Origin of the sequence: Paenarthrobacter sp. NPDC089714 (genome assembly GCF_044748905.1) — a bacterium.
Classification (GTDB): Bacteria; Actinomycetota; Actinomycetes; order Actinomycetales; family Micrococcaceae; genus Arthrobacter.
Genome location: NZ_JBIVGX010000004.1, coordinates 261,082 through 285,823 on the forward strand (window position 1 = coordinate 261,082; position 24,742 = coordinate 285,823).

Here is a 24,742-nt window from a genome sequence, read left to right on the forward strand (position 1 = left end):
CCGGCCACAGCCGGGAACCGCGGAAGGACCAGCTTTGAGCTTTGCCACGATCCAGGGCAGCTGCCCGACATGCTGAAATATCTGTTGAAGCGGTCGGGCATCTACCTGATCATGATCTTCCTGACCACGAGTGCGGGATACTTCCTGGCAGTCTCCACGCTCAAACCGGCCCTGCTTGAGCAGGAAAAAATTCCGCGGCCAACCCCCGAGCAAGTGGCTGCCTCCTTCAAGGGCCTCGGCCTGGATCCCAACGCGAATCCCTGGGAGCGCTACGTCGAGTGGCTCGGCGGCATCGTCACCCGCTGGGACTGGGGCCGCAGCCCGAACGGCGCCTTCGTGAACGCCGAATTCGCCGACCGTGTGCTGGTGTCTACCCGGCTGTTCATAGCGTCAATCATCCTGACGCTGATCATCGGCGTGGCCCTGGGCGTGTACTCGGCGGCCCGGCAGTACAAATACCAGGACCGCGTCATCACGTCCTACAGCTACCTGGTCCACATCCTCCCCGCCCCCATCGCTTACTTCCTGGTCCAACTGGGCGCCATCGGCCTCAACGAGGCCGCGGGGCAGCGCATCTTCTTCGTGACAGGAATTTCGACGCCGGGAATCGACCCCGGCTGGCCGGCTTTCGTCGACCTGGTGGCCCACTACGCCGTGCCCACCTTCGCGATGACCATCTTCGGTTGGGCGGGCTACCAGATCGCCCAGCGCCAGTACCTGCTGGACAACGTCAACGCCGACTTTGTCCGCACGGCCCGGGCCAAGGGCCTCACACGCAACCAGGCCATTCGGAAACACGCCCTGCGGGTCTCCTTCATCCCGGTGGCCCAAAGCATCGCCTTCACCATCCCTGCTATCTTCACGGGCGGCTTCTTCGCTGAGGCCATCTTCGCCTGGCCCGGTATTGGTTTGTGGAGCATCCAGTCGATCGGACTCCAGGACGTCAATGTCGCCACCGCCACGCTGGCCTACGGTTCGGTGATCTTCGCGATCGGCGCCATTCTTGCCGACTTCGCCACCACGCTGGTCGATCCACGAGTGAGGGTCCAGTAATGACCAACATCATTGATCCCATCGCCGAAATCGAGGAATCCCGGGTTTCTGACCCGGACGTGGTGATCGGGAAATCCCGCATCATCTTCCGGCGCTTCATGCGGAACAAAACCGCCGTGGCCGGCCTGCTGATCTTCCTGGCGTTGTTCCTGTTCTCCTTGCTGGGCGGTCTCCTGACCCCGTGGGACAAGGTCACCATCGATCCCTTCAACATCGGCATGGGCCCATCGCCGGACCACTTCTTCGGCACCACCCAGGCCGGCATCGACCTCATGGCCCTCATCGTGGACGGAACCAGGACATCGATCTTCATCGGCCTGATCGTCGGTGGTCTGTCCGTCCTGATCTCCGCGGTCTACGGCTGCACCATGGCGTTCTTCGGCGGCAAGGTGGACGCGACCATGCTGTTCATCCTGGAAGCCCTCATCATGATGCCCGCCATCCTGGTGGTCGCCGTGGCAACCAGCGGCAGTGGCGGGCTCAAGGACCTGCCCAGCTGGCTCCTGTTGATCATCGTGTTGCTCTTCTTCAGCTGGATGGGAACCGCTCGTCTGGTCCGGTCCCTGTCCATGTCCCTCATGCAGCGCGACTACGTGAAAGCTGCCAAGTACATGGGCGTCCCTTCACGCCGCATCGTATGGCGCCACCTGGTGCCCAATATCGGCTCGCTCTTGGTCCTGGACTTCACCCGCGGCATCACCGGTGCAGTGCTGGCCGAAGTTGCTTTCTCCTTCATCGGCATCGGCATCAAGTACCCGGACGTCAGCCTGGGTGTCCTGATTGGCCAGGCGACAGGCCAGGTGTCCTCCTTCCCCTGGATGTTCTGGGTTCCGCTGATCGTCATGTTCCTCCTCACGGGTTCGCTCGCCATGATGAACGACGGCCTGCGCGACGCCTTCGACCCCAGCTCCAGCTCCATCGGACGGGCGAAACGCAAAACACCCAAGACTGTGAAGGAGGCCAGCAAATGAGCACCAATATTTCCCACACTCCAGCCGAGCGGCTCCGTGACGCCGGCCTGTACGCTCCGGGCGACGCCGTGTTGAGTGTCCGTGACCTCAACGTCCGCTTCAACTCCGAAAACGGCGTGGTCCACGCGGTCCGTGGAGTGGACTTCGACCTCATGCCAGGCAAGACCCTGGGCATCGTGGGCGAGTCCGGCTCGGGCAAGTCCGTGACCTCCATGGCCATCATGGGCCTGCTCCCCGAGACCGCTGACATCACCGGCTCCGTCCGCTTCAAGGGCAAGGAACTTCTTGGCCTCAGCGACAAGGCCATGTGCAAGCACCGTGGCAACGACATTGCCATGGTGTTCCAGGACCCGCTGTCCTCGCTGACCCCCGTTTTCACCGTGGGCAACCAGATCATCGAGGCGCTCACGGTGCATAACCCCACCATGAGCAAACAGGCCAAAGAAGCCCGCGCCGTCGAGCTTTTGCGGATGGTGGGCATCCCGAGCCCGAAGGACCGGCTCAAAGCGTTCCCGCACGAGTTCTCCGGCGGCATGCGGCAGCGCGTGATGATCGCCATTGCGATCGCCAACGATCCGCGGGTACTCATCGCTGATGAACCCACGACGGCGCTGGACGTCACCATCCAGGCGCAGGTGCTGGAAGTCCTCCACACCGCGCAGGAGGAGACCGGTGCCGCCGTCGTGATGATCACGCACGACCTTGGCGTGGTGGCCGGCATGGCGGACGACATCATGGTCATGTACGCAGGCAAGCCCGTGGAATCCGGGACTGTGGAGGACATCTACTACAACCCCCGGATGCCGTACACACTGGGTCTCCTCGGCGCTGTTCCCCGAGTGGATTCGTCCGAGAAGCAGTCGCTGGTTCCCATTGAGGGGACCCCGCCCAACCTGGCCCTGCCGGTGAACGGCTGCTCCTTTGCGCCGCGTTGCCCGCTGGCTGGCGAAGCCTGCCTGGAAGGTGAGCCGGACCTCTGGAAGGTGCCGGGCTCGGACGGCCACCGTGCGGCCTGCATCAAGTCGGACAAGCTGTCCGGCGACGCGGACGCGCACAAGATTTTCCACGCGCCGCCGGTTCCGGTGTCAAAGTTCGACGGCGTTCCCCGCCTCGAGCGCCAAAAGGTCCTGGAACTCAAGGACGTGAAGAAACACTTCCCGCTGCTCAAGGGTGCCTTGATCAAGCGACGGATCGGCACGGTGAAGGCCGTGGACGGGCTGAGCTTCGATATCCGCGAAGGCGAGTGCGTCTCCATCGTGGGCGAATCGGGGTGCGGCAAGACCACCACGCTCCTGGAAATCATGGAATTCCATCCGGACCAGGTGGGCGAAGTGGTGATCGGCGGAGTCAGCAACAAAGCAGCCACTGACAACAAGACCAAGATGGCCATGCGCAAGGAAATGCAGATGGTCTTCCAGGACCCCACCGGAGCCCTGGATCCGCGCTTTACTGTCTACGAGGTCCTGGCCGAGCCGCTGGAAAACCTTGGCATGCCCAAGGCGGCCATCAAGAAGCGGATCATGGAACTCATGCGGCTGGTCGGTTTGCAGCCGGACCATGTGAACCGCTTCCCCAACCAGTTCTCCGGAGGACAGCGCCAGCGCATCGGCATTGCCCGGGCGCTTGCCGTCAACCCGAAACTCGTGGTGCTGGACGAGCCCGTATCAGCACTGGATGTTTCCGTGCAGGCCGGAGTGATCAACCTGCTGGACAAGCTCAGGGCCGAACTCGGGCTGAGCTACCTCATGGTGGCGCACGATCTTTCCGTGGTCCGCCACATCTCCAACCGGGTGGCCGTGATGTACCTCGGGAAGATCGTGGAGGCCGGGGACGTGGACGACGTGTTCGACAATCCACGCCATCCGTACACCCGTGCGCTGCTCTCCGCGATCCCCGTCCCGGACCCCGAGGTGGAACGCACCCGTGAACGCATCATCCTGCAGGGAGACCTTCCCAGCCCGTTGGATGCGCCGAAGGGATGTAACTTCGCGACTCGTTGCCCGGTCTTTGCCGCGCTGCCTGCTGCGAAACAGGAGAAGTGCCTTAATCTGGAGCCGCCCCTGGCTTCGGAAGGGCAACAGGACTTCGCGTGCTTCTTCCCGGACGGAGAAATAGATGCCGACATGCTGGTGGTGCATGCCTGACGACACATGACTCATTTGAACCCTGTATTCAACTCGCAATCCAAGTCGTAAAACATGAAGGGCAAACCATGAAGAAGTACACGACGATCGGCGGCGTAGCACTCGCGGCAGCGCTGATGCTGACCGCCTGCGGCGGGGGAACGCCGTCGGGTCCGGCCTCCCAGAAGGCCGAAGAAGCGGGCGGTGACATCAGCAAGCTGATCAGCGTCAACGCCAAGGAAACCAAGGACCTGGACCAAGGCGGCACCGTCACCTTGGCAGTGGGCAGCATTGGCCCCGACTTCAACAACAACTCCAACGTGGGTAACAGTGCCGACAGCTCCGCACTGTTGACCCCGGTCAACACGGCCGCCATCAGCAGCGGTGGCATCGGCGGTTGCTGGAAGCTCGACTACGACGGCAAGGCGACCCCCAACAAGGACTTCTGCGAGGACGTCAAGAGCGAAGTCAAGGATGGCAAGCAGACCATCACCATCAAGGTCAATGACAAGGCGACCTGGAATGATGGAACTCCGATCGACGTCAAGACCTTCCAAAACACGTGGAACATGCTCAAGGGCGAGGACAAGTCCATCGACATCGTCACCGCAGGCAACTACGCCTTCGTTGATTCGGTCAAGGCAGGTGCCAACGACAAGGAAGTCATCGTCACCACCACCCAGCCGGTCTACCCGCTGGAAAGCCTGTTCTTCGGCCTGATCCACCCCGCCATCAACACCGCGGACATCTTCAACAAGGGTTTCGCCGGCGACATGCACCCTGAGTGGATGGCTGGCCCCTTCAAGGTGGACAAGTACGATGCCACCGCTAAGACCGTCACCATGGTTCCGAATGAAAAGTGGTGGGGCCAGAAGCCGGTCCTGGACAAGATCATCTGGCGCCAGATGGAGCCCAGCGCCACCATCGCCGCCTTCAAGAACGGCGAAATCGACGCCACGAACGCCCGCACCCTGAACCGCTACAAGCAGCTCGAAGGCACCAAGGACGCCGACGTGCGTCGCGGCCAGCGCCTGTTCGCAGGTGGCCTGAACATCAACGCCAAGCGTCCGGCCCTGACCGACGTCGCAGTGCGTAAGGCGATCTTCACCGCCGTCGACCGCAAAGCCATCCGGGACGTCCGATTCAACGGCCTGAACTGGTCCGAAGAGAGCTCGGGCTCCATGATGCTCATGCCGTTCTCCGAGTACTACCAGGACAATTACCCTGTGAAGGAAACGGGTGCTGATGCCGCGAAGAAGGTCCTGACCGACGCAGGCTACACCGCCAATGACAAGGGCATCATGGCCAAGGACGGCGTCCCGGTAGCCTTCAAGATCACCAACTTCGGCGACGACCCCACCACCGGTGCCACGTCGCAGACGCTGATGGCCCAGCTCAAGGCTGCAGGCATGGACGTGACGATCGACCAGCGTGGTGACGCCGACTTCGGCAAGGTCTTGGGTACCCGTGACTTCGACCTCACCATTTCCGGCTACACCGTGGGCGCGGATGCCACCGACGCTGTGAAGCAGTTCTACGAATCCAGCACCAACGAAAACGGCCTGGGTGATGCTGAACTGGACGCCGAGATCAAGCGCCTGGCAGCCATCGCCGATGACACCGAGCGGAACAAGGCTGCCGTCGAGGTAGAGAAGAAGCACATGGAGAAGTACTTCTCCATGGGTACAGTCCTCAACGGCCCGGAGATCCAGTTCGTGCACACGGGCCTGGCCAACTACGGTCCGTCCCTGTTCAAGAGCAACTCCAACGTTCCCGACTGGACCACCATCGGCTGGGAAAAGGGCAAGAAGAAGGGCTAACCCTTCCGAAGTTTGACGGGTAGAAGGCCGGGAACTTCCGCACCAGCGGAGGGTCCCGGCCTTCCCCTTTCCAGCCCTCTCTCACCGAACACCCCCAAAACCCGATCCCTCTCTCACCGAATACCCCGTAATACCAATCCCTTTATCACCCGATGAGAGAGGGATGCCGGAAAAGGGCGGTTTGCTGAGAGAGGATCGGTAGCCTTGGGGCATGACCTCCTCGCCGATCCGTACCGCCGTCGCGGGCTTTGGCCTGTCCGGCAGTGTTTTCCACGCACCTTTCATCGCGGCCAACGCTGCCTACGAGCTCAGTGTCATCGCCACGTCGGACCCGGAACGCCAAGCCAAGGCACGCCAGCGGTATCCGCAGGCACGGATCGTCAACACCCCGGAGGACATCCTGGCCCTCGCGGACCACCTGGACCTCCTGGTGCTCGGCACGCCGCCCGCAACCCATTTCCCGCTCGCGAAAGCCGCGCTGGAAGCCGGCCTCGACGTCGTCGTCGACAAACCGTTCGTGGTCCACAGCCGTGACGGCGAGGAACTCATCCAACTCGCCGCCAAGGAGGGCCGCGTCCTCACCGTTTACCAAAACCGCCGCTGGGACGGCGACTCGCTCACTGTCCGGAAACTGCTCGACGCCGGGACGCTGGGTACGGTGACACGGTTCGAGTCCGGCATGGAGCGCTGGGCGCCATCCATCGCCAAAGCGTGGAAGGCCGGCGCGACGGCGGACGAGGGCGGGGGAGTACTGTTCGACCTCGGCTCACACGTTCTGGACCTGGCGCTCCGGTTCTTCGGGCCGGCGGAAGTCACGTATGCCGAGATCGCGGCCAGGCGTGCACAGGAGCGTGCCGATGACGACATTTTCCTTGCCCTCCGCCACGATTCCGGCGTGGTGAGCCACCTGACCCTCAACCTCAACAGCCACCTGCACGGTCCGCGATTCCGCGTCCTCGGCACCAAGGGTGCGTACGCGAAGTTCGGTACCGATCCGCAGGAGCCGTTCCTCCTGGGCGGCGGGCTGCCCACGGACGCCGAGTACGGCGTCGAACGTCCCGAGGAGTACGGGACCCTCGAGGTCAGTGGACAGCGGACCACCGTGCCCACCGAGCGTGGGGCCTACCCGGAGTTCTACCGCCTCCTTGCGGAAAAGATCGACGACGGCGGCACGGCCTCCGCGCTTCCGGTACCTGTGGATCCGCTCGGTTCGGTGGACGTGCTCAAGCTCATCGAGGAGGCACGGAGGATCGCGGTCTAGGCGATCTGGGCGCTGGCAACCACGGCGTAGATGGCCTTGATGTCGTCGCTGCCCTCCACGAAACGGCAACTGCCGGTTAACTGGACCACGTCAGCAGCCACGCCTTGGTGAACCACGGTCACGGCGGTGAATTGGGTCAGCGATCCCGCATCCGGATGCGTGTAGCGCGCTTCCCGGATGTGCCAGTCCCGTCCGTTGATGACCACTGGTTCGGTGCCAAGCAGGACGGCATCCGGGAGTGACGAGAGGAAACCGTCCACCGAGGCTGCGATGTCCCGCAGTTGGTAGTCGGGAGCCCGGCGGGACATGGAGATAACGACGTTGGGCGTGTACTCCCCGGATATTTCCGGGGCAAGGAGCGCGCCGACGGCGTCGGGAACCACCTGCGTACGCCATCCTTCGGGCGGATCGACGCTGATGGAAGGGTAGGCGGGGAAGTCAGCGGACGGGAAAATCTGGTGCGATGGCATGGGATCCTCAGGGGTTGCGGGAAAGCTGGCGTGTTCGGGGCTACTTCTTCAGGAAATCAACAAAGCCGGAGACGGAGTCCGCAAAGCCGGACGGGCTGATCCGCACTTCTGCGCCTGCGCCAAGGCCGAGTTCGGCGGTGATCTTGGCGCCAACGCCCAAGGTGAGTCCGTCCTCGTCCATGGAAGCCTTGACCGTGTAACCCTCGCCGGCGCCGGCGGCCACTGTTCCCGACGTGGTGAGGCGCTGGCCCAGGAATTCGACGTACTGCGACTGGGTAGCTTCGGCGCCCGCCCCGGCGCTCGCAGCCGAGCCCGTGACGCCGTCGGCCTTGCTCTTACCCACCTCCGCCTCGCCTGCACTGGCCCACGCACCGCCGCGGACTTCCAGGCCCTGGCCAAAGCCAAACAGTCCGCCTGCCACCTCGGTTTCATTACCGAACGTGACCTTTTGCCCGGCGAAGGCTTCGGCTCCTCCGCCGAAGAGGAACGAGCTGTTCCCGGCGTGGGCACTGGCCTCGGCGCCTGTCATGGCGCGGACCGTGGACGTGTTGTTCACCCAGCCGTCCAGGAAGTTGGTCTTGGTGGTGGTGATGTTTTCCGCACCCACGAACACTTCGCCACTGGCTTTGATGGACGCGGGGTCGAAAGGATTGAAGCCAAAGGGAACGCGTCCGCTGATGCTGCCTTCACCCCGCGCTCCGATGAACGTCTCGTTGGTGGTACTTGTCGAGACCGGCCCAAGGTTGCTGTTGCTTGAGACCACAAAACGGGTGCCCGCTGAACCGTCGGCGGAGGCCCCGAACTCGAGTCCGTTGGGACCCATCGAACTGTGGGCCTCGCTCTTGCCCTCCACTCCAACGGACCCCTCGGCACCCAGCTGGACGGGTCCGTAGGATCCGAGGTCAACGGAGAAACCACGGATGTTGGAGTAGCTGCTGCTGGCAACGAAGGCATCGCCGCGGGAAGCGAGTTCCTGCTCGGCCGCGTTACGGCGCAGTGCCTTGGCGTTGGTCCGCAGGCACGCGGCAGCGGCACCGAGCCGCTGGGCCAGGTCGCTGTTCCATTGGCTGCGGAAGCGGTCGGCGTCGTTGCCGCGCCAATAATGGCCGTCCTGGACCAGGGAGGAGAGCTGGCGTTGGAGGTTGGTGATCTTCTCCGCGTCGGCATCCATCTGTTGCGAAAGACGCCGGAGGTCGCCAACGTCGGCACCCATCAAACCATGTCCCACAGCCGCATCCCCCTGCGTTTCGATATGTGTAGCCCGTCCTGGATCAAGGACATGGCCGGGTTTGCCCTGAGCCTAGCCGCTGCCAGTGCCTGGCCGCGATGGGCAGATCTCCCCCGGCAGCGAGCGGCGCGAAAAGAAATCTTCGAGAGCGCGTAACCTCACCGGGGTCCACAGCGATGTAGGGGGTGTACGGGCCACGTCCCGGACGCTGATCATCCGGCCGCGGCCCGTCCGCTGCCGGGGCAATCTCCCCAAACTTTTCGGAGGGTTTCATGTCCTTGTTCTCTGTCCTCGCCACCAGCAAAGTCGCCGCGGGCGTCCTGGCCGCCGGAGCGGTTGCCGCCGGCGGAACCGGTGTTGCCGCCGCCACCGGTGCGCTTCCCGCCGATATCCAGCAGACCGCCCACAACCTGGTGGGTGCTCCCGCCCCTGTCGCTGACAAAGCAGCTGCCCAGGCCACGGACGCAACGGACGCCGCGTCAACCAAGGCAACTGACGCCGTCGAGACCGCAAAGGCCAAGGCTGGAGACGTCAAGGACGCCGGCCAGGCCAAGGCTGAAGACGCCGTAGCCAAGGCACAATCAGTAGCCGGTGACGCCATCGAGGCGACGCCGGAAGCATTCGGTCTGTGCACTGCTTTCCTCAACGGCGGCCTGCAGTCGGATTCCAAGGTTCCCGGTTACCAGTCCCTGGTTGTTGCCGCGGGCGGCGAAGCCAAGGTTGACGCGCACTGTGCAGCGGTGGTTGACGCAGGCAAGGCTGCCGGCCTGAAGGCTGATGCCAATGCCAACGCTTCGGCAAACGCGGGCGCGTCGGTGGATGCCAAGCTCCCGGCCGTTCCGGCTGTGCCCGCCGTCCCCGCGACGCCTGAGCTCCCGGCCGTTCCCGCAGTACCCGCCACTCCGGCGGTGCCTTCGCAGGTGCCTTCGCAGGTTCCCACCCACGTACCGGCAGCCCCCGGCGCAGCACTCGATTCTGTCCGCTAAGGACCTGGCGGCTACGGTTTAAGGGCGAGGGCTCCTCGGTTTGTACCAGGAGCCCTCGCTACGAAACGGATGGCAGCGTCGACGGTTCCACGGGCCCCGGGACGTCGCTGCGCTGCGTTGGATGGAGGCATCCGCGGGTGCTGAACCCATTGGTTGAAGAGAATGTGCAGGCGGATCACGACGATCCCGCCCTGCTGTTCACGGCTGCCTACAATGCCTTCTCCGGGCCGGTCTTCGGCTACCTCCGCGCACGCGGCGTGGATGATCCCGAAGCTGTGACTCAGGACGTCTTCCTGGCCCTCTACCCCAAGCTCGCCACCCTGCACGGAGGGCTGCAAGGGGCCAAGACACTGTTGTTCTCCATCGCCCACGCGCGGATGGTGGACCACTACCGGAAACGGGAACGCACCCCCGAGCCCACTCCGTATGAGGCGGACCTGGACAGCCGGAGCGCCCCTTCCGCCGAGGACCAGGCTGTTGGCGCCCTGGGGGTCACCGAACTCATGGACGACTTGGCCGACGATTACCGGGAGGTCCTGGCCCTGCGCGTGGTCGCGGACCTCTCCGTGGAAGAAGCGGCGGACATCATGGGCAAATCCCAAGGTGCCGTCAAACAGCTGCAACGCAGGGCACTGAATGCGTTGCGAAAGAAGGCTTTGGGGAAGCGCGCTTTGCAAAGGAATGGCACATCATGAGCGAACACAACCCGCGGCGCCAGGCGGAATCCGCCATCGATCGCCTGCTGGCCGACTCCGGGTTCCCGCACGGCAGCGATGTCCGCGACGAACTCCTGGAGCTTCGCTCGCTCGCGGATACCGCGCCTTTGCCCTCCGATGCCGTGCGCGCCCTGATGGTTGGCGACGCACCCACCGCCAAGCTCACGACGGCGGAAGGCGCCTTCGCGGTGAAAGAGCTGCCGACGGCGGTACTCACCACAGTCGGCTCCACGCCTGGGCTGCCCGCCGACGAAACGCCCTCCGGCGCCGCAGCACCAACCACCACTGAAACGCCCACCACTGCGCTGCCAGTGAAAGACGAACTGGCCGCCCGCCGTCGTAAGCGCCGGGCTGCCATCGCAGGACTTGCGGTGGCTGCAGCCCTGGGCGGTGGAGCAACCGCTGCCGCTGCCCAGGAAGGCGGTATCCCGGCAACCATCCAGCATCTTGGCGCGGCCGTAGGCTCGATGGTTTCGCAGTTCACTCCGGCCCCGGCTCCCGTGCAAAAGCATCCGGCAGTGCCGCCAACCTCCGGAGTCCAGCCGGCACCGGCTGCCCCTCAATCGACGGAGGGAGCCGTCCCCACGGAGGATGGCAAGCCAGGCAATTCTGGATCAGTGCCCTCGCAGACGGGCAAGGTCCCGGCCGCCGAAGTGTCGCAGCCGCCGAAGGACCAGGGCAACGCAGGCAAGGTGCCGCTGCCAGCGCCTCCTGTCACACCGCCATCCCTCGGGGAGCCGGCGCTTCCCCCGAGCTTGGGCCCGTCCACCCTTCCGGAGACGTTGCCGTCGAACTTGATCCCGGAGGTCCCCAAAGCGCCGGGTGGCCCTGCGAAATGATGAATCGTGCCGGGTCCGACCGGCTGCTTTGAGGTCTGCGCGAGTGTGCAGCGTTTGAGGTACGTTCACCGGGCACTTTAACGGGCGGGCCTATGGGCATCCCTGTTGGTCCAGTGTGAGCATTCTGGTGGGACTAGGCTCGTAAAGATGGGGAACGAACCTACCCGGGCCGCGTACCGGACCCACGCCGCCGAGTACACCCGCATTCTTGGTTCTGTTGAGGATATGCACGAGCTTGATCAGCAACGCATCAGGCGTTGGGCAGCGGGCATCGACGGTCAAATGATCGACGCCGGGTGCGGACCAGGCCACTGGACTAACTACCTGCACCAACGAAACTCGACGATAGAAGGGATCGACCATGTCCCTGAATTCATCGAGAGCGCCCGCGCTCGCTTCCCCGACGTGCCCTTTCGCGTGGGATCCTTCCGTGACATGGACTTCCCAGACAAGACCTTGCATGGCGTGCTGTCCTGGTACTCCCTCATTCACATTCCCCCAGACGAAGTGCCCATGGCACTAGAAGAATTCGCTCGGGTCCTTGCCCCGAGAGGACAACTACTCCTCGGATTCTTCGACGGCCCGCCTGGTACACCTTTCCAACACGCAGTAACTACTGCCTACTACTGGTCCACCGAGCACATGGGGCACCTGCTGGCAGAAGCTGGTTTCCGCGTGCTGGAGATTGATATGCGCCAAGACCCCGGCAAGCGTCCCCATGCTGCCATAACCGCCACTGTCCGCTGAAGGATCGACTTGCGGGCTTAGCTTCCATTGGAAATAGAGTCATTGCATGCCAACCCCACAACCGACTGATCGATTGCAATTCCGTGAGATGACGGATGCGGACCTCGACAACATGGCCGCGTTGCTCGGAGATCCCGAGGTGATGCGCTTCTATCCCGCACCCAAGTCTCGGGAAGAAGCAGCAAGCTGGATCCGTTGGAATCGTGAGAACTACGCGGAGCACGGGTACGGCCTATGGATCGTCGAAACGCATAACGGCGAGTTCATAGGCGACTGCGGCCTGACCTGGCAGCAGGTGAACGGCGCACAGAGGCTTGAGGTCGGGTACCACGTGAGCTCCGACCTGCACGGCCAAGGGTTTGCGACAGAAGCAGCCGCCGCTTGTCGCGACTACGCCCGACAAAATCTTGCAGCCACGGAACTGGTAGCCATCATCCATCCGGACAATAGAGCTTCAGAGCGGGTGGCTGAGAAAATCGGAATGCACCGCATCGCTGATGATCTGGGCGGGAGTATCCCCGCCCGAACAGTTCTGAGTATGCAGCTGTAGATGGTCCGAGGCCGCCCGCTGGAGGATCCCCTAACGGACGCTGGAGTATCCGCAGAGCCACTGGCTCGCGGGCGGGAACGACGGAGCAGTTCAGCTCTCCGGGTACTCTGTGCCTATGCAGGTTCGTGAAGCCACCATGGATGACCTGGGACAGGTGAAGGCGGTCTGTGATGCCAGTGGCCGAACTCGTTGGACCAGTGCGATGATCGCTCCAAGGAGCGACCGCGTCGTTCTGGTGGCTGTCACACAGGATGAAGTAGTCGGCGTGGCCAAGACGCATCTCCACCCAGAACCCGAAGGCAACGCCCCAGCGGGCCACTATCTCGGTGGCGTGGAAGTCGCTCCGGGGTTCCGCCGGCGAGGTATCGGTTCTGCACTAACTTGGGCGAGATTGGAATGGATCTGGTCCCGGGATTCGATTGCGTACTACTTCACGAACGAACACAACACGGCATCCATCAGGATGCATGAGGCTCTCAACTTCAGGCCGGTCGCCCGATTCTCGGAGATTCGCGGAGTGACCGCTGACAGCGGTCAGTCAGAGCTCATCCTTTTCAAGGCGTCCCGGTAGGCGATCGGCTTGAGGGACGGCCTTAACCCGGGCAACAGGCCGAACGATGACTAGGGTGAGCCAATGAACATCATTTCCGCCCCATCAGACCTTGTCATTGCGAACAGTGACGGAATTGACGTACGTTTCGCGGGTATCAACCTGGATATGGCACCCGGATACGTAGGAGAAATGGCAGGCGAACAGAGTGTCCACCTGCACCTAAACGGTATCCGCGGCACCGAAACCCAACTTCGAGATAGCCAGTTCTTGAGAGACCTTCAGGATTGGTCTGAACGAGACAAAGATCTAGAAGTTGCTGGTCAGGAAGAATATCCTCCCCAGATGCCGAGTATCGCTGTCTTCGATCAGATTGGCATCGAACTCACTGACGACGTCGGAACCGAGTACCGTCGTGTAGGCGGCAAGATGGCAGGTAGCGGAACAGAGTGGGATGCACTCTGGATTTACACCCCCGTACCTCCGCCCAGTGCCCGAACGCTGCAAATCGGGTTCGACGTAGACGGTCAAACCACCGGAAAGCACTGCATTCTAAGCCTCGATTGAAGACCGTCCGGTGGAGGATCCCGTAACGGGCATCCCAGAGCCGTGAACTCACAGCGGCCCGGGAGACCTCGACTCCGTGTGGCCGCCAACCCACTGACGGTCTTGACCTGATCGGCATGGACAGGCCCTCAACTCTGAAGTCCTGTGGGCCCCAAGAACTGGGAAGTTCAGGCGAACCATCCGGAGCTTTCAGTTACCAAGCCCGCCCTACGGCTCGGGGAGGCCTTAACCCAAACGACGGCCGGGTGCGGCTTCGATGGAAGCCGCACCCCGCCGTCGTTGTTCGCCTGAGGAGGCTCCGACGTTAGGCGGAGACCAGGCTGTGCCAGTCCTCAACGAGGGGCAGGTTGTGCGCCTCGGAGACGGAGTGGTGTGCCACGTGGCCTGCGGCGATGTTGAGGCCGGCAGCGAGTGCAGGGTCGCGGTCGAAGGCGGCCTTGACGCCCAGGTTGGCCAAGGCGACGGCGTAGCGCAGGGTGACGTTGGTCAGTGCGTACGTGGAGGTGTTCGGAACGGCGCCGGGCATGTTGGCAACGCAGTAGAAGATCGAGTTGTGGACCTTGTACGTCGGTTCCTGGTGGGTGGTGGGGTGGGTGTCCTCGAAGCAGCCGCCCTGGTCCACGGCGATGTCCACCAGCACCGAGCCCGGCTTCATCCGGGACACGAGTTCGTTGGTGACCAGCTTGGGAGCCTTGGCGCCCGGGATCAGGACGGAGCCGATCACGAGATCTGCGTCGACAACTGACTTCTCGATCTCGTAGGCGTTGGAGGCGACAGTCTTCAGGCGGCCCTGGTAGAGGGCATCCAGTTCGCGCAGCCGATTGATGTTGATGTCCATGATGGTGACATCAGCACCGAGGCCCAGCGCCATGGCAGCGGCGTTGGTTCCCGCAACGCCGGCGCCGAGGACAACAACCTTGGCCGGGCGGACGCCCGGTACGCCGCCCAGCAGGATGCCCTTGCCACCGGCAGGTGCCATGAGGGAGGACGCGCCCACCACGACGGACAGGCGGCCTGCGACCTCGGACATCGGGGCGAGCAGCGGAAGCGTGCGGCCTTCCTGCACGGTTTCGTACGCGATGGCCGTGACGCCGGAGTTGATGAGCTCGGCGGTGAGCTCGGGCTCGGCGGCCAGGTGCAGGTAGGTGAAGAGGATGAGGCCCTTGCGGAAGCGGTGGTATTCGGCCTTGATGGGTTCCTTGACCTTCATGACCATGTCAGCGCGGCCCCAGACGTCGTCCGCTTCGGCAACGATTTCGGCTCCGGCGATCGAGTACTCCTCGTCGGTGATGCCGGACCCCAGGCCTGCGCCGCGCTCAACCAGGACGGTGTGTCCGTGGGTGCGGAACTCGTGTACGCCGGCGGCCGTGATGGCTACGCGGAACTCGTTGTTCTTGATTTCCTTGGGGACGCCAATGATCATGTGGGGCTCCATCGTCAGCGGCCTCTTAAGGCCGGTTTTGTTGCTGCGGGCTGTGATTCCAGAATAGATCCGGCTGTGAGGCAGGCGACATGGATGCTCCTGAAGTGCGCTGGCAGGAACCGCGTGAATTCAAGGTTTTCGGGATTCTTGGCTCGACATTTGTCGAGCACTCAAGCGTCAAGTGTCGCCTGCTGTTGGTACGCTTTCCGGATGCAGCAAGACGTGGAGCAAATCGTTGAACGCGTGGCGTTGAAGCTCGGGCGCGGACTCTCCCTGGAAGACCTCGACGGCGTCCTTCTCGCCTACAGTTCCAACCAGTCGCACGCCGACCGCGTCCGCGTAAATTTCCTGCTCAGCAAGAAGGTGCCAAGCGACGTCAGCGCATGGCAGCTCTCCCATGGAATTGCGACGGCGGTGCGTCCCGTTGTGGTGCCGGCGAACGACGAGCTCGGCATGCTGGGCCGGGTGTGCGTCCCCTTGCTGGTCCGCGGTTTCCGCGTGGGCTACTTGTGGGTCCAGCAGGACCTTGAGGAGCAAAGCGCGACGGCGATACTCGCCGAACTGCCAGGGGTCCGTGACGAGTTGGACCTGCTGGCAGGGCTCCTGCTCGACTCGAACACGGCCGAGTCGGAATTCCGGAGGCGCCGGGAACAGGAGTTCCTGGCGGCCTGCGGCGGAGAATCCAACGCAGTGGCCGCAGTTGCCGGTTGGAAGGAAATCCAAGGCCGCGGACCCTGGCAAGTAGTGACCATCCTGGACGCCGACGGTGCCGGGTCCGCCGTCGACCCTCTCGCGGCCACGCTGACCCACCGTTCGGCCGCGTTGCAGTCGACCATCGGCGTTGATGCGGCCCTGTTCAGTGCCGGGACCGAGACCCATTCCGTGGTGCTGTTCCGCGAATCCGGCGGCCGCGCCGATCAGGCGCAGGTCTTGGTCCACTACCAGCTGGAACTGGCCAAGCGCGCGGGACGGAAAGTGGATCGCGTGATCCTGGGCATCAGCGAGCCGATCCAGGTGATCCGGCAGCTCGCCGGGGCGTACCGGCAATCCAAGGTGGCCGCGCAGGCGGCCGCTGTTGATCTTCCACTCGGCGAGCTCGTGGACAGCAAGTCCGTAGGGGTCTACCAATTGTTTGATCGCTTGCAGGCTCCGGGGGGTTGGGATGACACCGGATCCGTGCACTTCCGCGCCCTGGAGGACCACGACCGCAACGGCGAATTGCTTCCCGTCCTCGAGTTGCTGTACGACAATGACGGCTCGGTCCAGGATGTCGCCGCCAAACTCCACCTGCACCGGAGCAGCATCTACAACCGGCTCGGCAAGATCCGCCAACTGATCGGAGCTGATCCGTTGGGCGGTGCGATCCGGCTGGAGCTGCATGCTGCGTTGAAGGCACGCCGCTGGGCCGGGCGGCCGCGGATCTAACGGGCGGCCACGCCGGCCTTCACCGCCAGTACCGGACGATCGGCTTGCATCAGGATCCGTTGGGCGTGGCTTCCCATGATGAACTTGCCCACCTGGGTCCGGTGCCGCAGGCCGATCACGATCAGCGAGGCATTGATTTCCCGGGCTACGTCAAGGAATTCGTCGGCGAGATCGTCCTTGTAGGGAGGTTGGATGACGGTGGCGTTCACCCCTGCCTTGCCCGCGCGCAGGACGGCCTCCTCCAGCATCGCTGCCGGAGCCATGGCTTTGTCCACCGATGCTCCCTCCCTCGAGGAGTTAACGATGACCAGCTCCTGCCGGCGCAGCTTGGCCTCCGCGATCCCGGCGTTGAGGGCGGCCTCGCCAGCAGGGGTGGGAACAAAACCGACGACGATTTTCATGCCTTTTTCCTTGAACTTGGATGCGGGTATCCATCGGGGGCCAATCGGGTACTTGCCGAGTCTAGGAAGCCGCTATGATGCATGTCTAAGCCCAAAAATGCATCGGTTGATACCGGGAAGGCATCATGTTTACTTTCGACCAATTGGCGGGTTTCATCGCCGTCGCAGAGGAACTGCACTTCGGCAGGGCGGCCGAGCGGCTCAACATGACCCAGCCTCCTTTGAGCCGCCAGATCCAAAGGCTGGAAAAGATTGTTGGAGCCGAACTCCTGGAACGCGATAACCGGAAGGTGGAGCTCACCCACGCGGGGCAGGCCTTCCTTGATGAGGCGCGGAGACTCATGGCGCTCGCCGAGCGGGCTCCCGTGGCGGCCAGGCGTATTGCCTCTGGACGCTCGGGGTTGCTTCGGATCGGCTTTACGGCAGCCAGTGGGTTCAGCATCCTGGGACCCTTGCTGGAAGAGATTGCCGGAGTCCTCCCTGACGTGGACGTGGAACTGCAGGAACTGGTGACGGGTGAGCAGATTAACGGCCTCCTCACGGGCCAGCTGGACCTTGGCCTGGCGAGGCCACCTTTCGATACCGAAGCTTTCGATTCCCACCTCCTGTATCGCGAGTCCATGCTCCTGGCTGTCCCATCCGGCCACCGCCTGACAGCGCTCAGCAGGGACATCGCCCATGCGGACCTCATCGACGAGCCCCTGATCATGCACTCGGCCTCTGATGCCCAGTATTTCTACGACCTCGTGGTGAGGCTGATGCCCATCCGCCATGAAAACGTTGTCCACACCGTCAGTCAGATCCTGACCATGGTGTCCTTGGTTGCAGCCAAGCGGGGCGTGGCCTTCGTGCCGCATTCGGCCAAGGTCCTGGGGATCCAGGGCGTCGAGTTCCTTGGCTTGGACGGTGGAGATCATGAGCCCGTTGAGCTGCACGCCATCTGGCGTCGGAAGGTGGAAAACCCGGCGCTGCGGCGTCTCCTGGCTGAATTGGATTTCTCCGTCGACTGACGAAGGCCCGAACATGTCATTCGATGCCCACAGGGTATCAATGGATATAAAAGAACACTTAGACAGGCATTAGTCAGGCTCCTAGTCTGGAAAGGAACCAATACCCCGCCAACGACGGCACAGACTCTTAAGGACCACAGTGGCAACGTACACACCCCAGGAATTGGCAAACGTCCTCAAGGATGGGCTGCTGTCCTTCCCCGTCACCTCGTTCGATGCCCAGTTGCAGTTCGACGAGGAAAACTACCGCAAGCACCTCGCCTGGCAGGCGAGCTACCCCGTAGCGGGCTTGTTCGCAGCGGGTGGCACGGGCGAAGGATTCTCCCTGACGCCGGCCGAGTCCGAGCGCGTGGTGCGTACCGCCGTCGAAGAAGTTGGAACAATCGTTCCGGTCCTGGCCTCCGCGGGTGGCTCCACTGCCCAGGCCATCGAGAACGCGAAGGCCGCAGAAGCCGCAGGCGCCGAAGGCATCCTCCTGCTGCCCCCGTACCTCACCGAAGCCGATCAGGACGGCCTGATCGAGCACGTCAGCGCGGTCTGCAGCGCCACCAACCTGGGCGTCATCATCTACAACCGCGCCAATGCGATCTACAAGGACACCACTGTCGCAACACTTGCTGACCGCCACGCCAACCTCATTGGTTTCAAGGACGGCGTGGGCGACCTCGAGCACGATGCCCGGGTCTACGCCAAGCTCGGCGATCGCCTGTTCTACCTCGGTGGCCTGCCCACTGCGGAGACGTTCGCTCTCCCGCTCCTGCAACTCGGCATGAGCACCTACTCCAGCGCCATGTACAACTTCGTGCCGAAGTTTGCCCTGGACTTCTACAAGGACGTCCGCAACAACGACCGCGAGGCCGTGAACGAGAAGCTCAACGAGTTCGTGATCCCCTACCTGGACATCAGGGACCGTGTGAAGGGCTACTCCGTGTCGATCGTCAAGGGCGGCCTGGATGCCATCGGTCGCTCCGCCGGCCCCGTGCGTCCTCCGCTGCAGAACCTCGCAGAGCGGGACCTCGCGGACCTCACGTCGCTGATCGCCCGCGTTTCCTAAACTTCCGGAAAACCACGAACACCAGGAGGACCCCATGACCCTCACCGGAAACTCCCTCATCGCCGGGCAGCCCGTCACCGGCGGCGGCAAAACCACCTTTGGCCTGAACCCGGCCACCAACGAAGCTCTGGAGCCCGCCTACACGCTGCTCACTGAAGGGCAACTGAAGGCGGCCACCGCGTCGGCCAAGGAAGCCTATGCTTCGTTCAGCACGCTGGACCCGGAAAAGCATGCCGCGTTCCTGGAATCGATCGCGGACAACATCGAAGCGATCGGCGATGAACTCATTGTTCGCGCAGGTCAGGAAACGGGCCTCCCGGCCGCCCGGTTGCAGGGCGAACGTGCCCGCACTACCGGGCAGTTGCGGTTATTCGCAAACGTCGTCCGCCAAGGCGACTTCCGCGGCGTCCGCATCGACCCCGCCCTTCCGGAGCGCACGCCCCTGCCTCGCGCCGACATCCGCCAGCGCCAGATCCCCCTGGGGCCCGTGGCCGTCTTTGGTGCCAGCAACTTCCCGCTGGCCTTCTCGACGGCGGGTGGAGACACCGCGTCGGCCCTCGCCGCCGGTTGCCCGGTGGTGTTCAAGGCGCACAACGCCCACCCGGGCACCAGCGAACTCGTGGGCCAGGCCATTGCCAAGGCCGTCAAGGACGCAGGCCTCCACCCGGGTGTCTTCTCGCTCATCTACGGTCCCGGTGCGAGCATCGGCCAAGCCCTGGTGTCCGACCCCGCTATCAAGGCGGTCGGCTTCACCGGCTCCCAGAGCGCCGGCGTTGCCTTGATGCGCACCGCCGCCGCCCGAATGGAACCCATCCCGGTCTACGCAGAGATGTCTTCCCTGAATCCGGTCTTTGTTTTCGACGGCGCCCTCACCGGCGGTGCCGAACAGATCGACGCCCTGGCCCGGCAATACGTCACCGCTGTGACGGGCAGTTCCGGCCAGCTCTGCACCTCGCCCGGCTTGCTGTTCGCTCCGGCAGGCGAGGCTGGAGACAAACTGGCTGCCGCCGTCGGACGTGCCGTTGCAGACTGCGCCGGACAGACCATGCTGACCGAAGGCATCGCCGGGTCCTGGAACGCCGGAACGGAAGCGCTCGGCAAGGCCGAAGGCGTTGACGTCATCGGCCAAGGCACCACCGGCCCAACTGAGAACGCGCCGGCACCCACCATCTTCGGTACCGGTGTCCAGCAGTTTGTGGACAACCACGTCCTGCACGAGGAAATCTTCGGTGCAGCGTCCCTGGTGATCCGCTACTCCACCGTGGAAGACCTCCTCCAAGCCGTGTCCCGGATCGAGGGTCAGCTCACGGCCTCATTGCAGCTCACCGAAGCGGACTACCCGACGGCGGCAGCCCTTCTCCCGGTACTGGAACAGAAAGTTGGCCGGATCATCGTCAACGGCTGGCCCACCGGCGTCGAGGTTGGGCACGCCATGGTCCACGGCGGCCCGTTCCCCGCAACCTCGGACACCCGCACTACCTCGGTGGGAACACTCGCGATCAACCGCTTCCTCCGGCCCGTCGCCTACCAGAACCTGCCTCAGGAACTCCTCCCGGAGTCCCTGAAGGACACCAACCCTTGGCACCTGAACCGTCGCATTGACGGGGAAGTAGTTCCGGCCCAAGAGAAAGCGGAGGTTGGCGCATGAGCACGCAGCCCATCATTGCCCGGGTAGAGGTTGTGCCCGTCGCCGGGTACGACAGCATGCTGATGAACCTCAGCGGCGCTCACGGACCGTTCTTTACCCGCAACGTCGTGATCATCACAGACTCCGAAGGCCGCAGCGGCTTGGGCGAAGTGCCCGGCGGAGAGAAGATCAAGTCCACCATCGAGGAAGCCGGGACGCTGATCAACGGTAGGCCCGTGGCCCGCTACCGTTCGCTCCTGCGCGAAGTTGCAGCCGAATTCGCGGATCGGGATAGCGGCGGACGTGGCCTCCAGACCTTCGACCTCCGCACCACCGTCCACGCCGTAACGGCCATCGAATCGGCACTCCTGGATCTCCACGGCCAGTTCCTTGGCGTACCCGTTGCCGAGCTGCTCGGAGACGGCCAGCAGCGGAGCTCCGTGCCGATGCTTGGCTACCTGTTCTTCATCGGTGACCACCAGCGGACTGACCTTCCCTACCTTGTGGAAGAAGCACCCGCAGACCGCTGGGAAGAACTGCGCCGCCAGGAAGCCATGACTCCGGAAGCCGTCGTTGCGCTCGCGGAAGCTGCGCAGGAACGGTACGGGTTCAGTGACTTCAAGCTCAAGGGCGGCGTGCTGTCCGGCGACGAGGAAGTGGACGTCGTCACGGCACTCGCCAAGCGCTTCCCCGATGCCCGCGTCACGCTGGACCCCAACGGCGGCTGGCTCCTTGAGGAAGCGATCCGCCTGGGCAAGCGCATGCAGGGTGTCGTGGCGTACGCCGAGGACCCATGTGGTGCCGAAGGCCGCTTCTCCGGCCGCGAAGTCATGGCCGAATTCCGCCGTGCCACGGGGCTCAAGACGGCCACGAACATGATCGCCACGGACTGGCGCGAGATGTCGCACGCGATCCGGAGCAACGCCGTCGATATTCCCTTGGCGGACCCGCACTTCTGGACCCTGCACGGCTCTGTCCGGGTAGCGCAGCTTTGCCACGAGTTCGGCCTCACTTGGGGTTCGCACTCCAACAACCACTTCGATATCTCCCTGGCCATGTTCACCCATACCGGCGCCGCGGCACCAGGCGAGATCACGGCCTTGGACACGCACTGGATCTGGCAGGACGGCCAGGGCCTCACCAAGGAGCCGCTGCAGATCAAGGACGGTGCCATTGAGGTACCGAACAAGCCGGGCCTGGGTATCGAACTGGACCGCGACGCACTGGACAAGGCCCACCAGCTCTACCTTGCCCATGGCCTGGACGCCCGGGATGACTCCATCGGAATGCAGTACTACATCGATGGCTGGCAGTTCGATCCGAAGCGGCCCTGCCTGGTTCGCTAAAGGCCGGTAAGCAGGCACACATTTCCGCACGGCCGTTTCCTTCGCAACAGGGAGCGGCCGTGCGGACACCACTTTAATGAAAGGAGCAGGGTGGGCGGCGTCGTCTCCGGCATCCTCATTGTGTCCGTGGTGATTGCCGTGGGCTATCTTGCCGCACGCGTCAAGGTGCTGTCCCCGGAGGTGCAGGGCGCGCTGACCCGGACCGCCTTCTACATCACCAACCCAGCGCTGCTCTTCACCGTGGTTGCCGGCAGCGACATCCGGGCGGCCCTCAGCGTCGACGCCCCGCTCGCCCTGCTCTCCGCTGCTGCGGTAGGAATTCTCTATTGCCTGCTCAGCTTCCTGTTCTTTCGCCGCCCGGCAGCGGAGACAGCAGTTGGTGCAATGGCCAGCAGCTACGCCAACGCCAACAACATAGGCATCTCCGTGTCCCTTTATGCCGTGGGCACGGCCCAGCACGTTGCACCAGTGCTGCTGGTCCAACTTCTGGTGCTTGCCCCGTTCTACGTCACCGTCCTGGGTCTGGCTGCCGGCGAGAAAATCGTCTGGAAACGGGTGGTGCTCCAACCGGTCACGAATCCCATGATCATTGCTTCCGGACTCGGCGTGGTGGTGGCCCTTACCGGTTGGCAGGCTCCGGACGTGGTGCAGAAGCCCATAGAGATGCTGGCTGGCGCCGCAGTGCCCATGGTCCTGCTGGCCTTCGGCATGTCGCTGGCCGGAAAGGCGCCGTTGCAGAAGGGTGATGGCCGCATTGAGACTGTGGTGGCCACGCTCCTGAAGGTCGCCGGAATGCCCGTCATCGTCTGGGCGTTGGGTAGGTTCCTCTTCGGCCTTGAGGGACAACACCTGTTGGCCAGCGTCATCATGGCTGCCCTGCCCACGGCACAAAACGTCTTTCTCTTCGCCTCTCCGTATGGCCGCGGGACGGTCGTGGCCCGCGATGTCATTCTTTGCACCACGGTCCTTTGTGTGGGCGCCCTGGTAGTGGTGGCAGCCTTGTTGGGCTGAAGGCATTTTGATGCCTTGAAGGTATCTATTGATGCATTTTCTGTGTTGGACGCGCATCGCGACCCCGTCCTAAAGTTGACGTAGGTCATATGACAGGCACCACAAGTCGCCTTGCCCCAGCCGATCCCAGGCCCTCCCCAACGGCCATGGATCGCGAAAAGCTTTACCTAGTCAAAGAGGATTTATCCCATGCAATCTGTTGACGCCGCCGTCACGGATGTAGCCCACGCAACCAAGAAGTTCTTCAAGCGTGTGCTGCCCATCATGCTGGTCATGCTCGTCTGCAACCAGCTCAACCGTTCAAACATCGGCTACGCCCAGGAACACCTGCATACGGATGTCGGAATCGGCGCAGCGGCCTATGGCTTCGGTGCCGGCCTGTTCTTCATCGCCTACGCCATCTTCGAGCTCCCCAGCAACGTGCTGATGGAGAAATACGGCGCCAAGATCTGGCTGACGCGCATCATGATCAGCTGGGGCATCGTCTCCTTCCTCATGGCCTTTGTTCAGAACGAAATGATGTTCTACGTGCTGCGCTTCCTTCTTGGCGCGGCCGAGGCGGGATTCTTCCCCGCCGTGATCTTCTACTTCGCCCGCTGGGTCCCCGCCGGCCAGCGAGGCAAGGCTACGGCTGTCTTCATCGCCGGGTCCTCAGTTGCCGCGGCATTGTCCGGTCCTATCGCGGGCATGCTCCTGAGCCTCAACGACGTCCTGGGAATTCGCGGCTGGCAGTGGCTCTTCGGCTTCGAAGGCATGGTTTCCGTCATTGTTGGCTGCATTGTCTACTTCCTGCTCGACGCCCGCATCCAAGACGCCAAATGGCTCACCGCCGCGGAGAAGACGGCACTCGCCCAGGCCATCGCCGACGAAGATGCCCAGCACACCAAGACCAGCAAGGGGAAAGTCAATCGCTGGAAGATGCTGCTGAACCCGCAGATCCTCCTCCTGTGCGGCATTTACTTTGCCGTCCAGTTGTCCATCTACGCCAACACGTTCTGGCTGCCCACCATCGTCAAGCAGATCCCGGGCACCACTGACCTCAGCGTGGGATTCCTGTCCGCGATTCCGTGGGTGTGCGCCGTCTTCGCCATGTACTTTGCCGCGAAGCTGCAGGACAAAGCCAGGTCCAAGCGGCCCCTGCTGGTGGTCGCCCTGCTGATTGCCGCCGTCGGGACCTTTGCCGCCGCGGTGGCGACGCCCGTTCTTGCGCTGGTGTTCCTGGCCATCGCGGCCATGGGCTTCAAGAGTGCATCGCCGCTGTTCTGGACCATTCCGCAGTCAGGCCTCCACCCGGCCGTGCTGGCTCCGGCCATCGCGATCATCAACTCACTCGGCAACCTTGGCGGTTTCGTGGCACCGTTTGGCTTCGGCGTTATCAAGGAGCAGACCGGCAGTGTGATCCCCGGACTCTACGCCCTGGCCGCCGCGTCGCTCCTGGCCGCGGGGCTGGTCTACTTCCTGCGGGAGCGGAAGAAGGACACGGACGCCCCGGCGGAGAACGGCAATGCCCGATCGGCAGACAAACTCCACACCGCCTGACTCTCCCTGGACACAACAAATGAGG

The 24,742-nt window shown here is 63.4% G+C and carries 23 protein-coding genes; 19 read left to right on the forward strand and 4 right to left on the reverse strand.

Annotation, left to right across the window (positions count from 1 at the left end; all coding sequences use genetic code 11):
- The first annotated feature begins 69 nt into the window (after positions 1-69).
- The 5 genes from ACIPY3_RS10005 to ACIPY3_RS10025 all read left to right on the forward strand — a co-directional run bounded on the left by ACIPY3_RS10005 (position 70) and on the right by ACIPY3_RS10025 (position 7,228).
- The gene (locus ACIPY3_RS10005) at positions 70-1,053 is read left to right on the forward strand and encodes an ABC transporter permease (protein ID WP_400333309.1); all 984 of its coding nucleotides are present in this window, start codon (positions 70-72) and stop codon (positions 1,051-1,053) included.
- Positions 1,053-2,024 (forward strand): ABC transporter permease, encoded by a 972-nt coding sequence (locus ACIPY3_RS10010; protein ID WP_400333312.1) that lies wholly within the window; start codon positions 1,053-1,055, stop codon positions 2,022-2,024. The genes ACIPY3_RS10005 and ACIPY3_RS10010 overlap by 1 nt, the downstream gene beginning before the upstream one ends.
- Positions 2,021-4,168, forward strand: coding sequence for a dipeptide ABC transporter ATP-binding protein (locus ACIPY3_RS10015; RefSeq protein ID WP_400333315.1), 2,148 nt, complete (start codon positions 2,021-2,023; stop codon positions 4,166-4,168). The genes ACIPY3_RS10010 and ACIPY3_RS10015 overlap by 4 nt, the downstream gene beginning before the upstream one ends.
- A gap of 68 nt (positions 4,169-4,236) precedes the next feature.
- Complete coding sequence (locus tag ACIPY3_RS10020; protein WP_400333318.1) at positions 4,237-5,967, forward strand: ABC transporter family substrate-binding protein; 1,731 nt, start codon at positions 4,237-4,239, stop codon at positions 5,965-5,967.
- Between the two features lie 211 nt (positions 5,968-6,178).
- Positions 6,179-7,228, forward strand: a complete 1,050-nt coding sequence (locus ACIPY3_RS10025; RefSeq protein WP_400333320.1) for a Gfo/Idh/MocA family oxidoreductase — start codon at positions 6,179-6,181, stop codon at positions 7,226-7,228.
- Here ACIPY3_RS10025 and ACIPY3_RS10030 read toward each other — a convergent pair.
- Both ACIPY3_RS10030 and ACIPY3_RS10035 read right to left on the reverse strand, forming a co-directional pair.
- Complete coding sequence (locus ACIPY3_RS10030) at positions 7,225-7,698, reverse strand: hypothetical protein (RefSeq protein WP_400333323.1); 474 nt, start codon at positions 7,696-7,698, stop codon at positions 7,225-7,227. The genes ACIPY3_RS10025 and ACIPY3_RS10030 overlap by 4 nt on opposite strands.
- A 40-nt stretch (positions 7,699-7,738) precedes the next feature.
- Positions 7,739-8,911 (reverse strand): WXG100 family type VII secretion target, encoded by a 1,173-nt coding sequence (locus tag ACIPY3_RS10035; protein WP_400333326.1) that lies wholly within the window; start codon positions 8,909-8,911, stop codon positions 7,739-7,741.
- Positions 8,912-9,198: 287 nt separating this feature from the next.
- Here ACIPY3_RS10035 and ACIPY3_RS10040 point away from each other — a divergent pair, with 287 nt between their 5' ends.
- The 7 genes from ACIPY3_RS10040 to ACIPY3_RS10070 all read left to right on the forward strand — a co-directional run bounded on the left by ACIPY3_RS10040 (position 9,199) and on the right by ACIPY3_RS10070 (position 13,881).
- A complete protein-coding gene (locus ACIPY3_RS10040; protein WP_400333329.1) occupies positions 9,199-9,912 on the forward strand; it encodes a hypothetical protein in 714 nt (237 codons plus the stop codon).
- A 137-nt stretch (positions 9,913-10,049) separates the two neighbouring features.
- Entirely contained in the window at positions 10,050-10,607 is a 558-nt protein-coding gene (locus tag ACIPY3_RS10045) for an RNA polymerase sigma factor (protein ID WP_400333332.1), read from the forward strand.
- Positions 10,604-11,467, forward strand: coding sequence for a hypothetical protein (locus ACIPY3_RS10050; RefSeq protein ID WP_400333334.1), 864 nt, complete (start codon positions 10,604-10,606; stop codon positions 11,465-11,467). Before ACIPY3_RS10045 ends, ACIPY3_RS10050 begins: the two co-directional genes overlap by 4 nt.
- 147 nt (positions 11,468-11,614) lie before the next feature.
- The gene (locus ACIPY3_RS10055; protein ID WP_400333337.1) at positions 11,615-12,214 is read left to right on the forward strand and encodes a class I SAM-dependent methyltransferase; all 600 of its coding nucleotides are present in this window, start codon (positions 11,615-11,617) and stop codon (positions 12,212-12,214) included.
- A 46-nt stretch (positions 12,215-12,260) separates the two neighbouring features.
- Complete coding sequence (locus tag ACIPY3_RS10060) at positions 12,261-12,764, forward strand: GNAT family N-acetyltransferase (protein WP_400333340.1); 504 nt, start codon at positions 12,261-12,263, stop codon at positions 12,762-12,764.
- Positions 12,765-12,966: 202 nt separating this feature from the next.
- Positions 12,967-13,335 carry a GNAT family N-acetyltransferase gene (locus tag ACIPY3_RS10065; protein ID WP_400333704.1) on the forward strand — a complete coding sequence of 123 codons (369 nt, stop codon included), beginning with the start codon at positions 12,967-12,969 and terminating at the stop codon, positions 13,333-13,335.
- Positions 13,336-13,398: 63 nt separating this feature from the next.
- Positions 13,399-13,881, forward strand: coding sequence for a hypothetical protein (locus ACIPY3_RS10070; RefSeq protein ID WP_400333343.1), 483 nt, complete (start codon positions 13,399-13,401; stop codon positions 13,879-13,881).
- Between the two features lie 304 nt (positions 13,882-14,185).
- Here the strand turns inward: ACIPY3_RS10070 and ald are convergent, their stop codons facing one another.
- A complete protein-coding gene (ald, locus tag ACIPY3_RS10075; RefSeq protein WP_400333346.1) occupies positions 14,186-15,304 on the reverse strand; it encodes an alanine dehydrogenase in 1,119 nt (372 codons plus the stop codon).
- 210 nt (positions 15,305-15,514) lie between these two features.
- Here ald and ACIPY3_RS10080 point away from each other — a divergent pair, with 210 nt between their 5' ends.
- Entirely contained in the window at positions 15,515-16,729 is a 1,215-nt protein-coding gene (locus ACIPY3_RS10080) for a PucR family transcriptional regulator (protein WP_400333348.1), read from the forward strand.
- On the opposite strand, the gene ACIPY3_RS10085 is transcribed toward ACIPY3_RS10080, so the two are convergent.
- A complete protein-coding gene (locus ACIPY3_RS10085) occupies positions 16,726-17,130 on the reverse strand; it encodes a universal stress protein (RefSeq protein ID WP_400333351.1) in 405 nt (134 codons plus the stop codon). The genes ACIPY3_RS10080 and ACIPY3_RS10085 overlap by 4 nt on opposite strands.
- Positions 17,131-17,255: 125 nt before the next feature.
- Here ACIPY3_RS10085 and ACIPY3_RS10090 point away from each other — a divergent pair, with 125 nt between their 5' ends.
- The 6 genes from ACIPY3_RS10090 to ACIPY3_RS10115 all read left to right on the forward strand — a co-directional run bounded on the left by ACIPY3_RS10090 (position 17,256) and on the right by ACIPY3_RS10115 (position 24,717).
- Positions 17,256-18,140 carry a LysR substrate-binding domain-containing protein gene (locus ACIPY3_RS10090; RefSeq protein WP_400333354.1) on the forward strand — a complete coding sequence of 295 codons (885 nt, stop codon included), beginning with the start codon at positions 17,256-17,258 and terminating at the stop codon, positions 18,138-18,140.
- Between the two features lie 139 nt (positions 18,141-18,279).
- Positions 18,280-19,194 carry a 5-dehydro-4-deoxyglucarate dehydratase gene (kdgD, locus tag ACIPY3_RS10095; protein WP_400333356.1) on the forward strand — a complete coding sequence of 305 codons (915 nt, stop codon included), beginning with the start codon at positions 18,280-18,282 and terminating at the stop codon, positions 19,192-19,194.
- Positions 19,195-19,228: 34 nt separating this feature from the next.
- Positions 19,229-20,842 (forward strand): aldehyde dehydrogenase (NADP(+)), encoded by a 1,614-nt coding sequence (locus ACIPY3_RS10100; protein ID WP_400333359.1) that lies wholly within the window; start codon positions 19,229-19,231, stop codon positions 20,840-20,842.
- Positions 20,839-22,167 (forward strand): enolase C-terminal domain-like protein, encoded by a 1,329-nt coding sequence (locus ACIPY3_RS10105; protein ID WP_400333361.1) that lies wholly within the window; start codon positions 20,839-20,841, stop codon positions 22,165-22,167. The genes ACIPY3_RS10100 and ACIPY3_RS10105 overlap by 4 nt, the downstream gene beginning before the upstream one ends.
- A gap of 90 nt (positions 22,168-22,257) precedes the next feature.
- Positions 22,258-23,178 (forward strand): AEC family transporter, encoded by a 921-nt coding sequence (locus ACIPY3_RS10110; protein WP_400333363.1) that lies wholly within the window; start codon positions 22,258-22,260, stop codon positions 23,176-23,178.
- A gap of 189 nt (positions 23,179-23,367) precedes the next feature.
- A complete protein-coding gene (locus ACIPY3_RS10115; protein WP_400333365.1) occupies positions 23,368-24,717 on the forward strand; it encodes an MFS transporter in 1,350 nt (449 codons plus the stop codon).
- The last annotated feature ends 25 nt before the right edge of the window (positions 24,718-24,742 follow it).